The organism is Pseudoalteromonas sp. Bsw20308, from assembly GCF_000310105.2.
GTDB classification, from domain to species: Bacteria; Pseudomonadota; Gammaproteobacteria; order Enterobacterales; family Alteromonadaceae; genus Pseudoalteromonas; species Pseudoalteromonas fuliginea.
On the sequence record NZ_CP013138.1, the window covers coordinates 1,826,977 to 1,845,141 of the forward strand.

Consider the following 18,165-nt stretch of genomic DNA (forward strand, 5'->3'; position numbering starts at 1 on the left):
GTGCTTTTTTTGGTTTTTTATTACTTTGAATTGGTACGACTGAGTGGATTGGAACCATCGACCTTTGGAGCGGGTGATCAAGAGTGGGAAGTGTTTTTTTGGTTTTTTATTACTTTGAAGTGGTACGACTGAGTGGATTCGAACCACCGACCCCTACCATGTCAAGGTAGTGCTCTAACCAACTGAGCTACAGTCGTACAATTTTTGAGGTTTAACTTAAATAGATTTACTCTTTAAGTTAAGAATAAATGTTGGTACGACTGAGTGGATTCGAGTTACTGACCCTTGGACCGGGTGGTCAAGAGTAGGTAGTGCTCTTTCCTTCAGATGTACTTTTATTTATTTTACTTAAACGTTGGTACGACTGAATGGATTCGAACTACTGACCTTTGGACCGGGTGATCAAGAGTAGGTAGTGCTTTTTCCTTCAGATGTACTTTTATTTATTTTACTTAAATGTTGGTACGACTGAGTGGATTCGAGTTACTGACCCTTGGACCGGGTGGTCAAGAGTAGGTAGTGCTCTTTCCTTCAATTATACGTTTCATCAATGTTGGTACGACTGAGTGGATTCGAACCACCGACCCCTACCATGTCAAGGTAGTGCTCTAACCAACTGAGCTACAGTCGTATTACTGTTTAAGTAAGTTGTTAATTACTTAACAACGGCGGCTAATATATAGCGTGGCGGGTGGTGAATCAAGCAAGTTTGTTATTTTTGAGTTTATTTGCCGTTTTTTTATTCATATTGGGCTTATTTCACACGTTTTATAAAATTTTTGCCACCAAACTACATGATCTACTGCTGAGCCTTTTAATTGATTTAGTAAATTGTTGGGTGAGTTTTCATCTATTAAATAATTAATTTGCTTAACCGTTATATTTTCTTCAAACCAAAGTCGGTTGTAAAGTGGTTGTAATACTTCAAGGTATCCGGTCAGTTGTGCTTGGTATGGCTGAATTTGTTTTAAATAATATTTTTGAAATACATTACTTATTATTTTAGCTTCTTTTTTATTTTTACCCGTAGGGCAAAGATCGCCGAAGCTTATTGTTTTTACAAACTGTGTTGCGCTGTTGTTGAGTGCTATTTGTTGCCTAGCGGATTGAATAAGCGCTTGGTTAAATCTGTATTTGTTGAGTTGCTCTAATGCATTAAACAGGCTGTCAGTATTAACTTGACTAAATTGCTGAGATTTTATCTGTTTTTTTATAGTAACAAGTTGCGTAAGCGCCTCTACAGTGTCGCTATACCCTGCAGGTTGCATTGAAAGCTCGTTTGATGTGAGTAACCAAGTGCGGTTGAGCTCAGGCTCTTTAAATAGCATGGTATTAAAGTAGTGCATTAAGTGTGCTTGCTTTTGTTTTTTTGCGTCACTTATTTTGCTATAAATAGCGGTATTGTCATCAAGTGTATTTAAGCAATTATCAGCGCTTTGAATGAAATTTATTTGGTACTTTAGTTGGCTCGCCGCAGTTGCTGTTTTGCCAAGTTGATTATTGTGCTCGCTTATAAGTACATTAAGCCTACAGCGGGTAAGCCCAGCAAATTCAACTATGCTTAGGGTAATTTTGCTCTCGCTGAGCACTGACGGTCTTGTTAGTTTTAATTGCTCAAGCACTACCGGTGTAATGGGTGAGGTGTTAAGTGTGTCACTTAAACGCGTTATGTAGGTATTATTTATTGAGCTAGGTGCTTTACTGCAACTAGTTAGCGTAAAAACGCTCACTAACAGCAATATAACGACTGGTAGTGAGCGCTTTATTATTAATTTACTCGGTAATGAATGGTTCACGTTTAAAGCGCTTATTTACTGTGAGCATCAACAATACGGCGGCAACGGTTAGCCCGACTATTATTCCGACCCAAAAACCGTGTGGCCCCATTGCTGGCACTATTATGTCTGTTCTTGCCAATACGTAACCTAAGCTAAAGCCGATTAACCAATACGATATAAAGGTGATATAGGAAATAGGTGCTGTGTATTTTAAACCCCGTAATACACCGTTTGCTGCTACTTGCAGAGCATCAGGTAGTTGATAAACACAGGCTAAAATCATAATTGAGGTAGCAAGGGCAATTACTTCGGGACTATCTGTGTACAACTGGCTAATTAAATCACGACCTGTAAATGTAATAAGTGCTAAAAACAGTGCGATAACAATCGCTAAAATATAACTGGTCGACACGGCGACCCTTAATTGCTTTAAATGATTTTGACCATATAGATTACCAATACGGATACTAATAGCGATAGAAAGGCTTAGCGGCATCATAAACAATAATGTAGTTACACTGGCTGCTATTTGATGACCTGATACAGCCACAGCGCCTAAATGCGCTATAAATAGAGGAATACAGGCAAATAAGGTTACTTCAAAAAAGGTGGCTAATGAAATTGGAATACCTAATTTTGTAATAGTTACAATGGTGGCTAGGTTAGGTTTTTCAAATGGAGTAAGCAGGCCTTTAGCGTCTACTTTTTTACTTAGTTGGCAGTAAGTCACTTGTGCAATTGCCATAACAGTTAAAACAATTGCTGTTGCAATACCACAACCCGCGCCGCCGTAGGCAGGTAAACCAAACAAACCATTTATAAAAATATAATTTACCGGAATATTCACAGCTAAACCCAGCAAGCTTATGTAAAAAGCGGGTTTAGTCATGCCCATGCCTTCGGTCATGTTTCTATAAGTGGTAAAAATTAAAAAGCCGAATACACCCCATTTAACAAAATGAATGTAGTCAAAAGCAAGGCTTGCAATTGCTGGGCTGGTATCGAGCCTTAATATAATTATGTCGGCTAGATAAGTGATACCGAACCCTATAGCACTCAATAGTACGGTTAAATAAAGGGCTTGTTGAAAATAATGGCTAATACCTTTTTTGTCATTCGCACCTGCGCACTGAGCAATGATACCGGTGAGCGCTAATAAAATGCCTTGTAATGCAAGTAACAAAGGATTCCAAATACCTGTGGCAATAGACAGTGCCGCTAAATCTGTAGGACTTACTTGACCGGCCATAATAGTGTCGACCACCGACATTAAAACAAGGGTAACTTGAGCTAAAAAAACAGGAAGAGCAAGAGAGAGTAAGCGTTTAGCTTCCCAATTACAAAAGGTCATAAAAACAGCTATTTAATAAAACAGAACACAATTGTAATCTATTGTGTTTCAAATAAAAATCTCAGTTGTGAATGATTTTATTAGTTGATACGTTAAACTATCACTTTGTAATAATTTTAAGTGATTTTATGTTTACAGGAATAGTGCAAACGCAAGCAACAGTGGTTTCTAAAACTCAAACAGCCGGCGTTCTACGTTTAGTTATATCGGTAAGTGATGAATATGTAAAACACCTAGATTTAGGCGCAAGTATAGCTATTAACGGGTGTTGCTTAACTGTTGTGCAAGTTGAACTAAGTAACCATGATGTGGTGGCGCAAGTACATTTTGATGTGATTGACGAAACCCTAAAGCTAACTAATTTAGGGTTGCTTGAGCTAGGCAGCTTAGTTAATTACGAGCGCTCAGTTACGTTTGGTACTGAATTGGGTGGGCATATAGTGTCTGGGCATATTCATTGTACGTCACAAATCTCTCAAATTGTGAAGCTTGAGAATAACTGTAAAATTCAATTAAGCTTACCAAAAGAGTGGAAAAAGTATGTGTTATATAAAGGCTTTGTTGCTATAAATGGCGCAAGCTTAACCGTGGGTGAAATTGACGAGCAAGGATTTTGGTTACACCTTATTCCCGAAACGCTCGCTATTACAAACATTGGTGCAGCACAAGTAGGTGATAAGCTAAATATTGAAGTAGATCAGCAAACTTATACTATTGTAAACACGGTAGAAAATTACTTACGCCATCAAGTTTAAATTAAAATATTTGTTCGTCGTCGCTGTCTACGTGTAGCTCTAATTTATTGTTAGCATAGTCTATATGCATGTTTAAATGAATTGGGTTACAGCAGGCTGCACAGTCTTCTATATAATCTTGATCGCCCATACTTGCATCTAAGTCTAAATGAATGTGGTGTCCGCAATGTGGGCAGGCGATTCGTTGTGACAAAAAGTCTTTCATAATCACTCCAGTTATAAATAATTAAGTGGTTGCAAATAACTCTAGCAAAAACTTAATGGATCAAAGCTGAACTCCTTACTTTACTAAATATAGTCGGTCTGGAGGATTGTGACACTTATTTTACATTGGTTGCTGTGAGCATTTCTATATGTTGTTTTGCTTCAGTGAGATAGTGTCCAGCAAAAATGTTAGCGTGATTTAAAATTGGGTATAATTGATAAATCAATTTTCGTTTTTGATAGTTTTGCGAAAGCGGATATTGCTGATTGTAGGCAGTATAAAAATTTTCAGGGAGCGGGGCAAACAACTCGCTCATCGCAATATCAACTTCCCGATCACCATAATAACAAGCTGGATTAAATACGGTTGGAAGCATATTGATAAACCCCATGTTTCCGCGCCAAAAATCACCGTGCAGTAATGATGGCTTTACTTGATGGCTATGGAGTTGTTCTTTTATCGTATTTATTAAGCGTTCGGGTTCAACAAAGTTAATGCCTTTTTCAGCGAGTAACTGTAATTGCCAGCCGATACGTTCTTCGGCATAAAATACGTCCCATTTTTTATGCCAGCGGTTAGGTTGTATGGTTGTAGCTAAATAATTGTCTACATCAAAACCAAACATAGCCTGTTCATGTATGGTGTGCATTTTAGCCAAGTTTTTACCCATAGCAGACCACGTATCATGAGGTTGTTTATCAAGTACTAGCCATTCTAAAACGATAAACGAAAATTCTATGTTTGCACCTGTTACAATGCAATCGGGCACCATAAATACACTATTTTGTGCTAAAAGTTCTAAACCGATAGCTTCACTTTCAAAACGTTCGAGTTCATTTTTTAATGCTACTTTTACTAAGTAGTTTTGTGTACCGTTACTTAAATGAAATAGTTTATCGGAGCTGGAACTTTGTAGTTGGCGTTTGTGGGTGTGTTTAAAATCATAATGAATAGCTTGGCTGATGTGCTCGTTTACTGTTTTCCACATAACAATTGCTCACCTTTTAAACAGATAGTTAAACTATGGCAAAAAGGAATTAATTTAACAATCTAAACGTTGTAAAATTAACGGCTATATTGCATAAAACTACATTTACTGTAATGGAGTAAGAATGAACAAAAGTTTAATAACCAATTCGCTAGCAGGTTTATGTGTTGTTGTAGGTTTTGTGTTTAACCAAGCAATTGTGCTATCTGTTGGTTTATTTGCACTTTCTGGTGCGGTAACTAATTTATTGGCTATTCATATGTTATTCGAAAAGGTTCCGTTTTTATATGGCTCAGGCGTTATAGCACTTAAATTTGAAAGTTTTAAAGTGGCCATAAGAAACTTAATATTAACGGAGTTTTTTTCAGAGCAAAAAATTAATAATTTACTAAATAAAGCACAGCCAAATATCGACTTTGAGCCAATAATTAGCAATGTTGATTTAAACCCTGCTTTTGACAATTTGTTAGAAGTAATAGAGCAATCTCAGTTTGGCAGTATGCTAGGAATGTTTGGCGGTACAGCGGCAATAGAGCCAATGCGTGAAAAGTTTATTGAAAAAATGCAACTGTCGCTTGGTGAGATCTCTCAAACTGACGATTTTAAAGCATTAGTAACCCAAACACTTTCACAAGGTAACAGCGCAGAGAGTTTATATAAAACAGTGCTTAAACTAGTTGATGAGCGCTTAGATGAGCTTACCCCTAAGATGGTGAAAGAGATTATTCAAACTATGATCCGCGAGCACCTAGGCTGGCTTGTTGTGTGGGGCGGTGTATTTGGTGGTTTATTTGGCTTAATAGCGGTGATTATCTAACTTAAAATGAATTAAGCAAGCGGTTTAACAGCCTGCTTAATTGCTTTTTAGCTGCCATTTATTTAGGGCTTGTAATAATAGTTACTGTAGGCATGTTTACTTTGGCTAAATCTTTAATTGATGTGCGTGTTGTCGCTTCAATATTTAGATAATTAGCGCTTTTATCTAAATTATAAAGTGATACAAATTCTGTTATTGGTAAGTTATTACATTGCAGTTTGTTGATGGCGGCTTTACTGGTACGTAAATCACGCAGTGTTGCACGCAATTTATAGGCTTTATTAGACGCAACAGCCATACAAGCCTGTGTACCTGGGCTTGTATCAGCAGCAACAAATTTTGCTGCTAAAGTTGGCGTTGTAATAAGTGCCGCGCTTAATACTAAGCCAGTATATAAAGTTGCTTTTAATATGTTCATAATTTATTCCTCATTATTTGCGGGTGCAGGGTAAGTATTAAACGAATTGAATAAAAAAGCTGTTAACCAAATGCAACAAGCTGTAAGCAAGTATGTGATTAATACACACTTATAATTAGATGTATGAATTAATAGCAATTTAAGTATGTTTTTTGACACACTTATATAAATTTTTTTATTACAGCTGATTTATTTTTTCAGGCTGTTATTATCGCCCCCATAATTTAGTCGTGTTTTTTTAGGAGCAACGGTGAGCAAAACGTTAGCCAGTTATTATCAGCAAGCATACGCTTGCGATCAGCAGCATTTTAACCAGTGTTTTTATTGTGGTTGTGAAGCAACAGAGCGCGACCATTGTCCACCATTGCATATGCTACAAAGCATTGTTGATTTAGGTGAAGAGGCTGACTTTATCTCTATCCCTGCGTGTTATGAGTGTCATGCACTTTTACATAACGAAAGACTGATGACGATTGATGAGCGTTTTACCAAGCTTAAAAAAAAGCTCTCAAATAAATATGCTAAACCACTGCGCGTTTATAACATGTGGGAAGAAAGCGAACTTGGCGACATTAGCGACGAGTTTGCCCATAGTATTCAAGCGGGTATGAAATTAGGAAAAGAAGCCGCTGAGCGTTTAGCCTTTACGGGTTTTAGCTATGCCACAGAAGATGCCAAAGTAGCTGTGCGTGAAAAAACGAAAGAGTTTGATGTAGAGGGCATGATATTTACCGACTTTAAAGAAGCGCTAAATTACTGCATTAATGATTTAAACGTACAAAAAAGTGACTTTTATAAAATTTTGGTTGAAGACTACCAAGGTGATTTTAATAAAGCATTGAGCCAGTATCGTCACCGTCATGACAAAGTAACTGCAGCTAAAGACGGTAATACACTTATTAAAGATTTTTCAAAGCTACATAAGCAAAACTCTGATTTTGTGACGCGTACGGTAAAGCACTTTATAAGCAAAGACCCCTCGCTTACCACCGAAGGTGCGCTTGAAAAGTTGTATAACAATTATATAAAGAAATAATTACAGATATTCATCTTAATTAACTGCGTTTTCACCTGTTTTTTTGGCTTTATTCCTTAGCTTTCGCTAAAGTAGCAAAAAAACAGGAGATCCAAACAACATGCAAAAATTTGCACCTTCTTTATTAGCAGTGGGCTTAGCTGCTGCACTTGTAGGTTGCCAAGAAAACGGCCCGCAAGACGATAAAATAACAATTAACAAAAACCCTTACCCAAGTACTTATCAGCCAGTTTCTACATCTAGCACATTAATTACCAATGCCACCGTTTTAACAGGTACTGGTGAGCGTTTAGATGAAACAGATGTATTACTTGTTGACGGCAAAGTACAACAAGTCGGTAAAGACTTAACAGCCACTGCTGATATTACAATTGATGCACAAGGCAAATGGGTAACACCGGGTATTATTGACGTACATTCACATTTAGGCGCATACCCAAGCCCGTCGGTTGAGTCGCATCAAGATGGTAACGAAATGACCAGCCCTAACACTGCAGAAGTGTGGGTTGAGCATTCTGTCTGGCCACAAGATCCAGGCTTTAACCGCGCCCGCGAAGGCGGCATTACTTCTCTGCAAATTTTACCAGGCTCAGCTAACTTATTTGGTGGTCGCGGTGTTACGCTTAAAAATGTACCTGCACACACTATGCAAGGCATGAAATTTCCTGGCGCGCCGTATGGTTTAAAAATGGCATGTGGTGAAAACCCTAAACGTGTTTATGGTCGCAAAGGCGTGCTGCCTTCAACTCGTATGGGTAATATGGCTGGTTACCGTATGGCATGGGCTGAGGCTGCTGAATACAAACGTGCATGGGATAAGTACGATGCCGATTACGCGGCAGGTTTAAACCCAGAAGCACCAGTACGTGATATTAAACACGATACGCTACGCGGTGTGCTTGAAGGCGAAGTGATGATTCATAATCATTGTTATAAAGCTGAAGAAATGGCAATGATGATTGACCTGTCAAAAGAATTTGGTTACCACGCGGGTACTTTTCATCACGGTGTAGAAGCATATAAAATTGCTGACTTACTTGCCCAAAATGGTTCGTGTGCTGCACTTTGGCCAGACTGGTGGGGCTTTAAAATGGAAGCCTACGATATGGTACAAGAAAACGTGGCTATTGTTGATGCGGTTAAAAACTCGTGTGCAGTTGTTCACTCAGATTCAGATACTACTATTCAGCGTTTAAACCAAGAAGCGGGCAAGGTTATGTACCGCGCTAACGAAAATGGTTTTGATATTTCTGAGCAACACGCTATTAAATGGATCACGTCTAACGCTGCTAAATCGTTAGGTATTGATGACAAAACAGGTTCACTAGAAGCCGGTAAGCAGGGCGATGTTGTTATTTGGAATCAAAGCCCATTTAGTGTTTATGCTAAAGCTGAACAAGTGTTTGTTGATGGTGCAAAAGTTTACGATAGAAACGACAGCGCGTATCAAGCAGTAAGTGATTTTATGTTAGGTCAACAATAAGGAGCACCCAGAATGAAAAATTTATCACGTTCGTTTTCGCTTTCTCTGGTTGCTGCAGGATTATTAGCATCTGGTGCTGTAAGCGCACAATCGCTAGCAATTATTAATGCAACATTACATACGTCATCTGATCAAGGTGTATTAGAAGCGGCAAGCATTGTAATGACAGATGGTAAAATCACCGCGATTAACCCAACTGAAGTGAAAGCCGATAAGGTTATTGATGCAAAAGGTCAAATTGTAACCCCTGGCTTTATTGCAAGTATTAATCAACTTGGTTTAGTTGAAGTAAGTGCAGTTGCGGGCTCACGCGATGCAGGCGAGGATAAAGCCGGTATCGATTTTGACGTAAGCTTGGCTTACAACGCTCATTCAAGCTTAGTGCCTTATGCTCGTAAAGGCGGCGTAACACGCGATGTAATTACTCCACATGGCGGCGATAGCATTTTTTCAGGCCTTGCGAGTGTTGTTGATTTAAGTGGTAGTTTTGACAGCGACATACAAAAACAGGCCGCTTTAATTGTTTACTTAGGTGAGCGCAGCAAAGGCTCTCGTGCTTTTACTTTGCAAACACTGATTAATAAGCTTGATGAGCACAAAACTAAAGCTGGTAAAAAAGCCAAAAAAGATGATGACAAACCAAGTACTGAAGATAAAGTCATGGCAAAAGTACTCACTGGCGAAATGCCATTAGTGGTTGGCGTATCACGTGCGGCTGATATTATTGAGCTCATTAAAGTAAAAGAGCAATTTGGCATTAATTTAGTGCTTAACGGTGCGCAAGATGCTGTTGTAGTTAAAGAGCGCGTTGCTAAAGCAAATATCCCAGTGATCATTAGTGCAATGGATAGCTTACCAGGAAGCTTTGATTCGCTTCATGCGAGTTTAGATAATGCTAGTGTGCTTGAAAAAGCGGGCGTTAAAGTATTACTAACAGTAGGCGGCGATGCAAGCCACAACATTTATCAGCTACGTTTTGATGCTGGTAATGCTGTGTCGTACGGTATGAGCCAAGAAGGTGCGTTAAAAGCGGTTACATCAAACGTTGCTGATGTATTTGGTATTAATGCAGGTAGCCTTGAAGTTGGTAAAGCCGCTGATGTAGTAATGTGGAGTAATGACCCGTTTGAACTAAGCAGTCATGTGAGCAAAATGTTTATCAATGGGGTTGAGGTATCTACACAATCTCGTCAAGATAAACTGCGTGACCGCTATACGACAGATTCAAAAATGCCACGTGCTTATACCAACCCGCAATAATACTTAATCAATTTGAGGGATTAAATCTGACGGTAACTGCGTTAAAAATTTCTGATATAGAGCAACTAAATAACGAAATTTTTGCCTTGTTATCGACAAGATTTTCTTGCCTCAAAGTTGATCACTTAATTAAGCGAATTGGTATGATACTAAATAATTAATTAATTAAATAAATAAATTTAATTATTCAAAGGCCGCTATTTTATAAATAGCGGCCTTTTTTTGTAAAGTTTAGACATAAAAAAGCCGCTTACTTTTGCAAGTAAGCGGCTTTTAAATTTAAACCGATATTTATACTAATTTAGCAAGAATATCGTTAAATGTAGTGCTTGGACGCATCGCTTTAAAGGCTGCATCATCGTTAGGCTGGAAGTAACCGCCTAAATCAACTGCAGGGCCTTGCGCATCGTTAAGCTCACTTACGATTTGCTCTTTATTAGACTCAAGGTCGCTAGCAATTTGAGTAAACTGTGCTTTAAGTTCACTGTCATCATTTTGCTTAGCAAGTTCTTGTGCCCAGAATAAAGATAGGAAGAAATGAGAACCACGGTTATCAATTTCTTTCACTTTACGTGAAGGAGACTTGTTTTCAGCAAGGAATGTGCCAGTCGCTTTATCAAGCGTATCAGCAAGTACTTGTGCCTTGTTGTTACCCGTAGTTACGCTAAGGTGCTCAAGTGATGCAGCAAGTGCTAAAAATTCACCTAAAGAATCCCAACGTAAGTGATTTTCTTTTTCGAATTGTTGAACATGCTTAGGTGCAGAACCACCCGCGCCAGTTTCAAATAAGCCACCACCGTTCATAAGTGGAACAATTGAAAGCATTTTAGCACTCGTACCCAACTCTAAAATTGGGAATAAGTCTGTAAGGTAATCACGTAATACATTACCTGTTACAGAAATCGTGTCTTTACCTTCTTTAATACGCGCTAATGAGAACAATGTTGCTTCAAGCGGTGCTAAAATTTGAATATCTAGGCCAGCGGTATCGTGATCTGGTAGGTATTTGTTTACTTTTTTGATTAGCTGCGCATCATGTGCACGGTTTTCGTCTAACCAGAAAATAGCTGGAACGCCTGTTGCGCGAGCACGATTTACTGCAAGCTTAACCCAATCTTGGATTGGTGCGTCTTTAACCTGACACATACGCCAGATATCGCCTTGCTCAACACTGTGCTCAAGTAATGTATTACCATTTGCATCAACAACACGGATAGAACCGTCCGCTTTAGCTTCAAATGTTTTGTCGTGTGAACCGTATTCTTCAGCTTTTTGAGCCATAAGGCCAACGTTTGGAACGCTACCCATTGTTGTTGGATCAAACGCGCCATTTTCTTTACAAAAATCGATAGTTGCTTGGTAAACACTTGAGTAACAACGATCAGGAATTACAAAGCTAGTGTCTTGTAATTTACCATCGTTATTCCACATTTGACCGCTTGAACGGATTGCTGCAGGCATCGATGCATCGATGATCACGTCACTTGGTACGTGTAAGTTTGTAATACCACGGTCAGAATCAACCATAGCAATAGCAGGGCGGTTAGCGTAAACAGCTTGAATGTCTGCTTCGATTTCTTTGCGCTTAGCATCGTCTAATGTTTGAATTTTAGAATATACGTCGCCTAAACCATTATTTACATCAACACCTAGCTCTTCAAAAAGCTCACCGTGTTTAGCAAACACATCTTTGTAGAATACTTTTACAGCATGACCGAAGATGATTGGATCAGATACTTTCATCATTGTCGCTTTCATGTGAAGCGAGAATAAAACACCTTTTTCTTTAGCAGCATCAATTTCAGCAGCCAAGAAAGCTTGAAGCTTAGAAGCGCTAATGCTTGATGCATCAATTACTTCGCCAGCTAAAAGAGGTGTGCTTTGTTTAAGAACAGTAACGTCACCGTTAGTTGCAACATGTTCAATACGCACATCAGTGGCTGTATCTACAGTGACTGATTGCTCAGACCCAAAGAAATCACCTTCGCTCATGCTTGCAACGTAAGACTGAGAATCTTTGCTCCACGCCCCCATTGAATGTGGGTTGTTACGTGCATATTCTTTTACAGAACCTGGTGCGCGACGATCAGAGTTACCTTCACGTAGTACTGGGTTTACTGCACTGCCTTTAATTTTGTCGTAAGCAGTTTGAATTGCTTTTTCTTCATCATTTTTAGGTTCAACAGGGTATTCTGGAAGCGCGTAACCTTTTGCTTGAAGCTCTTTAATTACAGCACGCAGCTGTGGAACAGATGCACTGATGTTTGGTAATTTGATGATGTTCGCTTCTGGTGTTTTAGCAAGCTCGCCAAGTTCAGCAAGTGCATCGCCAATGCGTTGTTCTTGTGTTAAATAATCAGGGAAGCTAGCAATTACACGACCTGCTAATGAGATATCGCGAGTTTCAACTTCAACACCGGCCGCATTTGTATATGCTTGGATGATCGGTAGCAACGAGTAAGTTGCTAGTGCCGGAGCTTCGTCCGTTTTTGTATAGATAATTTTTGATGTCATCATCATTCCTAGATAGTCGACCGATAAGGTCTTATTCAACAATGCAAAGAAAATCATTACTAATGAGTAAATATTATTAAACAAGTTAATAAACACGTACGTTCGTAATGAATAGTTTGTTAGGTGTTGGTACTCAGCGTTGCTTTTTTATAAAAGCAGAATAGTCACACCTGACGAACTAGAATTGTATTTATAGCTAAAAAATCAACAAAAATAAATCAGCCTTTAGCCTAGTACATTTAAAACTGGCAAAAGTATGATAACTGTTGTGTTAATGCGCTGTTCTAGCATTAAGAGTGTAACAAGCTTAAATAAAAAGGGCTAGAGTATGAACGAGCTCAATACTCAGTTAAACAATTAACTCTTAGAACATTGGGGTATATAAAATAAATTCAAGGAAAAGGGTTGAATTTGGACAAAAAGAGGCAATAAATAAGGATGAAGAGATAAAAAGTATGCTTAAGGAATTAAGCGAGGATCTAAAAAGGTCACTCGCTTTAGTCGAACAGAACATTGTTCACTCTATAATGTCGCCATCAGGGGCAATATTCTTAGCGTGGAGGCCCTTAGGCCCTTGTTCTAATTCGAAAGTTACATCTTGACCAGCTTTAAGTGTTTTATATCCGTCCATTACAATAGTTGAGTAATGAGCGAAAATATCATTCTCGCAGCCGTCTTCTACGATGAAACCAAAACCTTTGGCGTTGTTGAACCATTTAACTTTACCGCAAGCCATACTTCTACATCCTTCAATAAGTTGACTAATTTAGTTATTCTAAACCGTATAATTTGCTAGACTGATTAAGGTTTAATCAATCTATGTTTGACTGTAGTTTATTTAGCCAACCAGTCAAGTGTTTTGAGTTATTTTTTTAACATTTTATTTATTTTTTATTCAAGTTTGCTTGAGTTACAAAGACAAGACTATATTTAATTATGAGTGGTATGAAAGATTCAGGTGTAATTGACACAGTTCGCGACAGTGAAAAGCAAAAGCTACAACCACCGCGAAAATATAAAGTTGTTTTAAATAACGACGACTACACGCCGATGGACTTTGTAATAGAAGTTTTAACGACGTTTTTTAATATGGATAGCGATAGAGCAACCGACGTGATGCTTCAGGTTCATGAAAAAGGTAAGGGTATTTGCGGTGTTTACAGCGCCGATGTAGCCCATACTAAGGTCGAACAAGTTAACCGCTACGCGCGTGATAACGAGCATCCACTGCTTTGTAGTTGTGAGCAGGAATAAATACCAATTTTATACAATTGGTATAAATACCAATCTAGGGTGATCAAACATCCGATTGTTGTGGTATAAATTATTATCTCAGTAAGGGGTTGCCAATGCTAAACAAAGACTTAGAACTCACATTAAATGCCGCGTTTCGTGAAGCGCGCACTCGCCGTCATGAGTTTATGACCGTAGAGCACCTTTTACTTGCGCTGTTAGATAATCCTTCAGCAGGAGAAGCCCTAAATGCGTGCGGTGTTAATCTTTCTGGCTTAAAAACCGAATTATTAGAATTTATTGACGAAACAACACCCGTCATCCCAGATCTAGAAGAAGAACGTGAAACTCAGCCAACGCTTGGTTTTCAGCGTGTATTACAGCGTGCGGTGTTTCATGTGCAATCGTCAGGTAAAAATGAAGTTACTGGCGTAAACGTGCTAGTTGCTATTTTTTCTGAGCAAGAGAGCCAAGCTGTTTATTTACTTAAAAAGCACGATGTATCGCGTTTAGATATTGTTAACTTTATTTCACACGGTATTTCTAAAGCCGATGATGAGTTAGGGGATGACACCGATGATATTCATGAAGAAGTGCAAGAAGTTCAAAATGAAGAAGCAAGCAAGCTAGACAGCTTTACAACCAACTTAAACGTTCAAGCACGTGAAGGTAATATAGATCCACTGATCGGGCGCGACAGCGAAGTAGAGCGCACGGTACAAGTATTGTGTCGTCGCAAAAAGAACAACCCATTACTAGTTGGTGAAGCAGGTGTTGGTAAGACAGCAATTGCCGAAGGCTTAGCGTATCGTATTGTTAACGAGCAAGTACCAGAAGTAATTGCAGATGCAGTTGTGTACTCGCTAGATATGGGGGCATTGCTTGCGGGTACTAAATACCGTGGAGATTTTGAAAAGCGCTTTAAAAGCTTATTAAAAGAGCTACAAGCACAGCCTGGGTCTATTTTATTTATTGATGAAATACATACCATAATTGGTGCCGGCGCAGCGTCTGGTGGCGTTATGGATGCATCAAACTTGCTTAAACCACTGCTTTCAAGTGGAAAGTTACGTTGTATGGGTTCAACAACTTACAATGAGTATAAAAATATTTTTGAGAAAGATCGTGCACTAGTACGTCGTTTTCAAAAAATAGATGTACTTGAACCAAGTGTTGCCGATACCACCAAAATATTAAATGGCTTAAAAGAGCGTTACGAAGAGCACCATGGTATTCGTTATACTCAAAAAGCATTAAAAGCAGCAGCAGAGCTAAGTGCTAAATACATTAATGAACGCCACTTGCCAGATAAAGCAATTGATGTAATTGATGAAGCTGGTGCAAGTCAGCGCCTGCAACCTAGCTCTAAACGTAAAAAAACCATTGGAGTGGCAGATATAGAACTAATTATATCTAAAATGGCACGTATCCCAGCGCAAAGCGTATCGTCAACAGATAAAGAAACGCTTAAAAACCTAGACCGTAATCTTAAAATGCTTGTGTTTGGGCAAGATCAATCTATTGACGCGCTTACATCAGCTATTCGTTTATCTCGCTCTGGTTTATCAAGCGAAGAAAAACCAGTTGGCTCGTTCTTATTTGCAGGACCTACCGGTGTAGGTAAAACAGAAGTCACTAAACAGCTTGCTAAATGCATGGGTGTTGAGTTTATTCGTTTTGATATGTCTGAATATGTAGAGCGCCATGCTATTAGTCGGCTAATTGGTGCTCCACCAGGATATGTTGGCTTTGAGCAAGGCGGTTTATTAACAGAAGCTGTTATTAAAAACCCACATGCAGTTGTACTTTTAGATGAGATTGAAAAAGCGCATCCAGACATTTATAACATCCTACTACAGGTAATGGATCACGGTACGTTAACCGATAATAACGGTCGTAAAGCCGATTTTAGAAATGTAGTTGTGGTAATGACAACTAACGCTGGTGTGCAAGAAACCACACGCAAGTCGATTGGTTTTACAGAGCAAGATCACACGCATGATGCAATGGGCGAAATTAATAAAGTATTCTCGCCAGAATTTAGAAACCGTTTAGATAACATCATTTGGTTTAATCACCTTGAACGTGAAGTTATTTTAATGGTGGTTGATAAATTTATTGTGGAACTGCAATCCCAGCTTGATAAAAAATCGGTTAACCTTGAGCTTACGTCTAAAGCGCGTGAATGGCTCGCAGATAAAGGCTACGATAAAGCAATGGGTGCACGACCAATGGCACGTGTTATTCAAGAAGAGCTTAAAAAGCAATTAGCTAACGAAATACTGTTTGGTGAACTTGTTGATGGCGGTACGGTTAAAGTATCGGTTAAAGACAAGAAGATTCGGTTTGATTACGAGAGTAGCTTAACACCAGCGTAAAACGTTAATTAAAAAGTTTAGTTAAATAAAATGGCTCGCTACATAATAGCGGGCCATTTTTTTGCCCTTTTTATAGGCAACAAAAAACCCAGTAAAAACTGGGCTTTTTGTTTATTAAATGTAATTGCTAGTCAATGTCTATCAATTACATTTAATAAACGCTTAAAGCTAGTAAAACACTAGCCAAAAACTAAATCTCGTTTACGCACTTACTTAGCGAGCACGGAATACGATACGACCTTTCGATAAATCGTAAGGAGTCATTTCTACCGTTACTTTATCGCCGGTTAAAATACGGATATAGTTTTTGCGCATTTTGCCTGAAATATGAGCCACAACTACGTGACCATTTTCTAGCTCAACTCGGAACATTGTATTTGGTAAAGTATCAAGGACTGTCCCTTGCATTTCGATTACGTCTTCTTTCGCCATGTTTAGCGTAACACCTCTTTAATAGTTAAACGCTGCAGATTTTGCCCAAAATACACCAATAAGTAAAGGCGCAGGGGCTATATTTGCAAATTAAATAGCCACCCACTCATCATTAAGCTGTTTTTGAGCTGGTAAAAACTGAGTTTTGTACTTCATTTTGTTGCATTCATCAATTTGATAGCCCAAGTACACGTATTGCTTATTTTGCTCTTTTGCAAATCTAAGCTGCTCTAATATCATCACAGAGCCTAAACTATAGTGTTCAAAATCGGGGTCGAAAAAGGTATAGATTGCAGAAATAGCGCTATTCATACAATCAGTTACGGCAACTGCGACTAAAGTATCTTGGTGCCATAGTTCAATAAATGTGATTTTGAGCCAACTGCAAAGTAAAAAGCTTTGAAACTGTTCTTTTTCAGGAGGATACATACTTCCATCCTGGTGACGCATTGTTATGTACTTACTATAAAGCGGATAGTACTCAGGTCGCTCTTGCGTCGAATATTTCACTTCAAACTGGCTTTTTGCTTTGTTTAGTTTACGTTTTTGCGATTTTGAGGGGATAAAGTCTTGTGCTAATACACGTACAGAATTACATGCACTGCATATTGGGCAATGCGGACGGTATATTTGGTTACCACTGCGACGAAACCCCAAACCTAATAATGACTCAAATTTGTCGGTACTGTAGCAACTAGGATCTAGAATAACTAAAAGTTGTTCTTGTCTGTTGGGCAAATAACTACAGTCAAACTCTTGGGTTAAACCAACACGTGCAGGAAGTTGTTCATTCATAGATTGCGTCAAGTTCTTGTGGCTCCCACATAATAGGGTTAACGATATAGTTATGTGCAGCTTTTAGTTTAGTCAAAAATGTTGAGCGAGGAATTACTTGTGCACCTAGGGTCATTAAATAAGGGTTTTCTAACTGGCAATCAATAAAATGCGCATTGTGACGTTTAAGCCAATTTACCAGTGCCCACATCGCAAGCTTAGAGCAATTGGTTTGATGATGAAACATCGACTCGCCACAAAATACACCATTTTGCATAATACCGTATAAGCCTCCTGCAAGCTCTCCGTTACTCCACACCTCTAAACTATGAGCAATGCCCGCATTGTGTGCATTAACGTAAGCGCTGAGCATGTCAGAAGTGATCCAGGTACCATCGGTGTCAAGGCGTTGATCGCGACATGCTTCTATCACCTCTTCAAAGGCATTATTAATGGTTACTCTCACAGGGTGCTTTTTTAAATGCTTACGCAGACTCTTACTTATATGAAAATCATCCAGTTCAAAAATCCCGCGTTCGCTCGGCGACCACCACATAATAGGCTCATCTTCACTAAACCAAGGGAATATTCCGCTTTTGTAGGCATTACTTAGGCGAGGTAAACTTAAATCTCCGCCAATTGCGAGTAAGCCATCAGGGGATTCTAATGCGTATTCCGGATTGGGGAATGCTATATCGTTTTCGCTTAATTGGTATAGCTGATTTCTCATACAGTACTTATCT

The 18,165-nt window shown here is 38.9% G+C and carries 17 protein-coding genes and 2 tRNA genes; 7 read left to right on the forward strand and 12 right to left on the reverse strand.

Going from position 1 to position 18,165, the window contains the following annotated elements; translation table 11 throughout:
• Positions 1-120 precede the first annotated feature (120 nt).
• The 4 genes from D172_RS07795 to D172_RS07810 all read right to left on the reverse strand — a co-directional run bounded on the left by D172_RS07795 (position 121) and on the right by D172_RS07810 (position 3,129).
• Positions 121-197 (reverse strand) — tRNA-Val (locus D172_RS07795).
• A 357-nt stretch (positions 198-554) separates the two neighbouring features.
• Positions 555-631, reverse strand: a tRNA-Val gene (locus D172_RS07800).
• A gap of 112 nt (positions 632-743) precedes the next feature.
• Positions 744-1,796 carry a DUF3080 family protein gene (locus tag D172_RS07805; RefSeq protein WP_007375652.1) on the reverse strand — a complete coding sequence of 351 codons (1,053 nt, stop codon included), beginning with the start codon at positions 1,794-1,796 and terminating at the stop codon, positions 744-746.
• A complete protein-coding gene (locus tag D172_RS07810; RefSeq protein ID WP_007375653.1) occupies positions 1,774-3,129 on the reverse strand; it encodes an MATE family efflux transporter in 1,356 nt (451 codons plus the stop codon). The genes D172_RS07805 and D172_RS07810 overlap by 23 nt, the downstream gene beginning before the upstream one ends.
• Before the next feature lie 128 nt (positions 3,130-3,257).
• On the opposite strand from D172_RS07810, the gene D172_RS07815 reads away from it, so the two are divergent.
• Entirely contained in the window at positions 3,258-3,884 is a 627-nt protein-coding gene (locus tag D172_RS07815) for a riboflavin synthase (protein WP_033015721.1), read from the forward strand.
• A gap of 1 nt (position 3,885) precedes the next feature.
• Here the strand turns inward: D172_RS07815 and D172_RS07820 are convergent, their stop codons facing one another.
• Positions 3,886-4,089 (reverse strand): CPXCG motif-containing cysteine-rich protein, encoded by a 204-nt coding sequence (locus D172_RS07820; protein ID WP_007375655.1) that lies wholly within the window; start codon positions 4,087-4,089, stop codon positions 3,886-3,888.
• A gap of 115 nt (positions 4,090-4,204) precedes the next feature.
• Positions 4,205-5,077 carry a fructosamine kinase family protein gene (locus tag D172_RS07825; protein ID WP_007375656.1) on the reverse strand — a complete coding sequence of 291 codons (873 nt, stop codon included), beginning with the start codon at positions 5,075-5,077 and terminating at the stop codon, positions 4,205-4,207.
• Between the two features lie 124 nt (positions 5,078-5,201).
• Here D172_RS07825 and D172_RS07830 point away from each other — a divergent pair, with 124 nt between their 5' ends.
• Complete coding sequence (locus tag D172_RS07830; protein ID WP_007375657.1) at positions 5,202-5,894, forward strand: hypothetical protein; 693 nt, start codon at positions 5,202-5,204, stop codon at positions 5,892-5,894.
• A 58-nt stretch (positions 5,895-5,952) separates the two neighbouring features.
• Here D172_RS07830 and D172_RS07835 read toward each other — a convergent pair whose 3' ends face one another.
• On the reverse strand, positions 5,953-6,312 hold the full coding sequence (locus D172_RS07835; RefSeq protein ID WP_007375658.1) for a DUF3718 domain-containing protein: 360 nt from the start codon (positions 6,310-6,312) through the stop codon (positions 5,953-5,955).
• 250 nt (positions 6,313-6,562) lie between these two features.
• Between D172_RS07835 and D172_RS07840 the strand changes: the two genes are divergently transcribed.
• The 3 genes from D172_RS07840 to D172_RS07850 all read left to right on the forward strand — a co-directional run bounded on the left by D172_RS07840 (position 6,563) and on the right by D172_RS07850 (position 10,091).
• Positions 6,563-7,348, forward strand: coding sequence for a hypothetical protein (locus tag D172_RS07840; RefSeq protein ID WP_007375659.1), 786 nt, complete (start codon positions 6,563-6,565; stop codon positions 7,346-7,348).
• A 100-nt stretch (positions 7,349-7,448) separates the two neighbouring features.
• Positions 7,449-8,831: an amidohydrolase gene (locus tag D172_RS07845; RefSeq protein ID WP_007375660.1), complete on the forward strand. Its 1,383-nt coding sequence runs from the start codon at positions 7,449-7,451 to the stop codon at positions 8,829-8,831.
• Between the two features lie 12 nt (positions 8,832-8,843).
• Positions 8,844-10,091 (forward strand): amidohydrolase family protein, encoded by a 1,248-nt coding sequence (locus D172_RS07850; RefSeq protein ID WP_007375661.1) that lies wholly within the window; start codon positions 8,844-8,846, stop codon positions 10,089-10,091.
• Between the two features lie 291 nt (positions 10,092-10,382).
• On the opposite strand, the gene D172_RS07855 is transcribed toward D172_RS07850, so the two are convergent.
• Positions 10,383-12,605, reverse strand: a complete 2,223-nt coding sequence (locus D172_RS07855; protein WP_007375662.1) for an NADP-dependent isocitrate dehydrogenase — start codon at positions 12,603-12,605, stop codon at positions 10,383-10,385.
• Positions 12,606-13,122: 517 nt separating this feature from the next.
• Complete coding sequence (cspD, locus tag D172_RS07860) at positions 13,123-13,341, reverse strand: cold shock domain-containing protein CspD (protein WP_002962500.1); 219 nt, start codon at positions 13,339-13,341, stop codon at positions 13,123-13,125.
• Positions 13,342-13,550: 209 nt separating this feature from the next.
• Here cspD and clpS point away from each other — a divergent pair, with 209 nt between their 5' ends.
• Both clpS and clpA read left to right on the forward strand, forming a co-directional pair.
• Positions 13,551-13,859 carry an ATP-dependent Clp protease adapter ClpS gene (gene clpS / locus D172_RS07865; protein WP_007375663.1) on the forward strand — a complete coding sequence of 103 codons (309 nt, stop codon included), beginning with the start codon at positions 13,551-13,553 and terminating at the stop codon, positions 13,857-13,859.
• Between the two features lie 95 nt (positions 13,860-13,954).
• Positions 13,955-16,216, forward strand: coding sequence for an ATP-dependent Clp protease ATP-binding subunit ClpA (clpA, locus tag D172_RS07870; RefSeq protein WP_007375664.1), 2,262 nt, complete (start codon positions 13,955-13,957; stop codon positions 16,214-16,216).
• 213 nt (positions 16,217-16,429) lie between these two features.
• Here the strand turns inward: clpA and infA are convergent, their stop codons facing one another.
• The 3 genes from infA to aat all read right to left on the reverse strand — a co-directional run bounded on the left by infA (position 16,430) and on the right by aat (position 18,152).
• Complete coding sequence (gene infA, locus D172_RS07875) at positions 16,430-16,648, reverse strand: translation initiation factor IF-1 (RefSeq protein ID WP_002962494.1); 219 nt, start codon at positions 16,646-16,648, stop codon at positions 16,430-16,432.
• A gap of 90 nt (positions 16,649-16,738) precedes the next feature.
• Positions 16,739-17,443, reverse strand: a complete 705-nt coding sequence (locus D172_RS07880) for an arginyltransferase (protein WP_033015719.1) — start codon at positions 17,441-17,443, stop codon at positions 16,739-16,741.
• Positions 17,436-18,152, reverse strand: coding sequence for a leucyl/phenylalanyl-tRNA--protein transferase (gene aat, locus D172_RS07885; RefSeq protein WP_007375667.1), 717 nt, complete (start codon positions 18,150-18,152; stop codon positions 17,436-17,438). The genes D172_RS07880 and aat overlap by 8 nt, the downstream gene beginning before the upstream one ends.
• Positions 18,153-18,165 lie beyond the last annotated feature (13 nt).

Bases quoted from the DNA above. Each gene is read 5' to 3' on its own strand.
- D172_RS07810 (WP_007375653.1), bottom strand. From the start codon at position 3,129: ATGACCTTTTGTAATTGGGAAGCTAAACGCTTACTCTCTCTTGCTCTT.
- D172_RS07815 (WP_033015721.1), top strand. From the start codon at position 3,258: ATGTTTACAGGAATAGTGCAAACGCAAGCAACAGTGGTTTCTAAAACT.
- D172_RS07820 (WP_007375655.1), bottom strand. From the start codon at position 4,089: ATGAAAGACTTTTTGTCACAACGAATCGCCTGCCCACATTGCGGACAC.
- D172_RS07825 (WP_007375656.1), bottom strand. From the start codon at position 5,077: ATGTGGAAAACAGTAAACGAGCACATCAGCCAAGCTATTCATTATGAT.
- D172_RS07830 (WP_007375657.1), top strand. From the start codon at position 5,202: ATGAACAAAAGTTTAATAACCAATTCGCTAGCAGGTTTATGTGTTGTT.
- D172_RS07835 (WP_007375658.1), bottom strand. From the start codon at position 6,312: ATGAACATATTAAAAGCAACTTTATATACTGGCTTAGTATTAAGCGCG.
- D172_RS07845 (WP_007375660.1), top strand. From the start codon at position 7,449: ATGCAAAAATTTGCACCTTCTTTATTAGCAGTGGGCTTAGCTGCTGCA.
- D172_RS07850 (WP_007375661.1), top strand. From the start codon at position 8,844: ATGAAAAATTTATCACGTTCGTTTTCGCTTTCTCTGGTTGCTGCAGGA.
- D172_RS07855 (WP_007375662.1), bottom strand. From the start codon at position 12,605: ATGACATCAAAAATTATCTATACAAAAACGGACGAAGCTCCGGCACTA.
- cspD (WP_002962500.1), bottom strand. From the start codon at position 13,341: ATGGCTTGCGGTAAAGTTAAATGGTTCAACAACGCCAAAGGTTTTGGT.
- clpS (WP_007375663.1), top strand. From the start codon at position 13,551: ATGAAAGATTCAGGTGTAATTGACACAGTTCGCGACAGTGAAAAGCAA.
- clpA (WP_007375664.1), top strand. From the start codon at position 13,955: ATGCTAAACAAAGACTTAGAACTCACATTAAATGCCGCGTTTCGTGAA.
- infA (WP_002962494.1), bottom strand. From the start codon at position 16,648: ATGGCGAAAGAAGACGTAATCGAAATGCAAGGGACAGTCCTTGATACT.
- D172_RS07880 (WP_033015719.1), bottom strand. From the start codon at position 17,443: ATGAATGAACAACTTCCTGCACGTGTTGGTTTAACCCAAGAGTTTGAC.
- aat (WP_007375667.1), bottom strand. From the start codon at position 18,152: ATGAGAAATCAGCTATACCAATTAAGCGAAAACGATATAGCATTCCCC.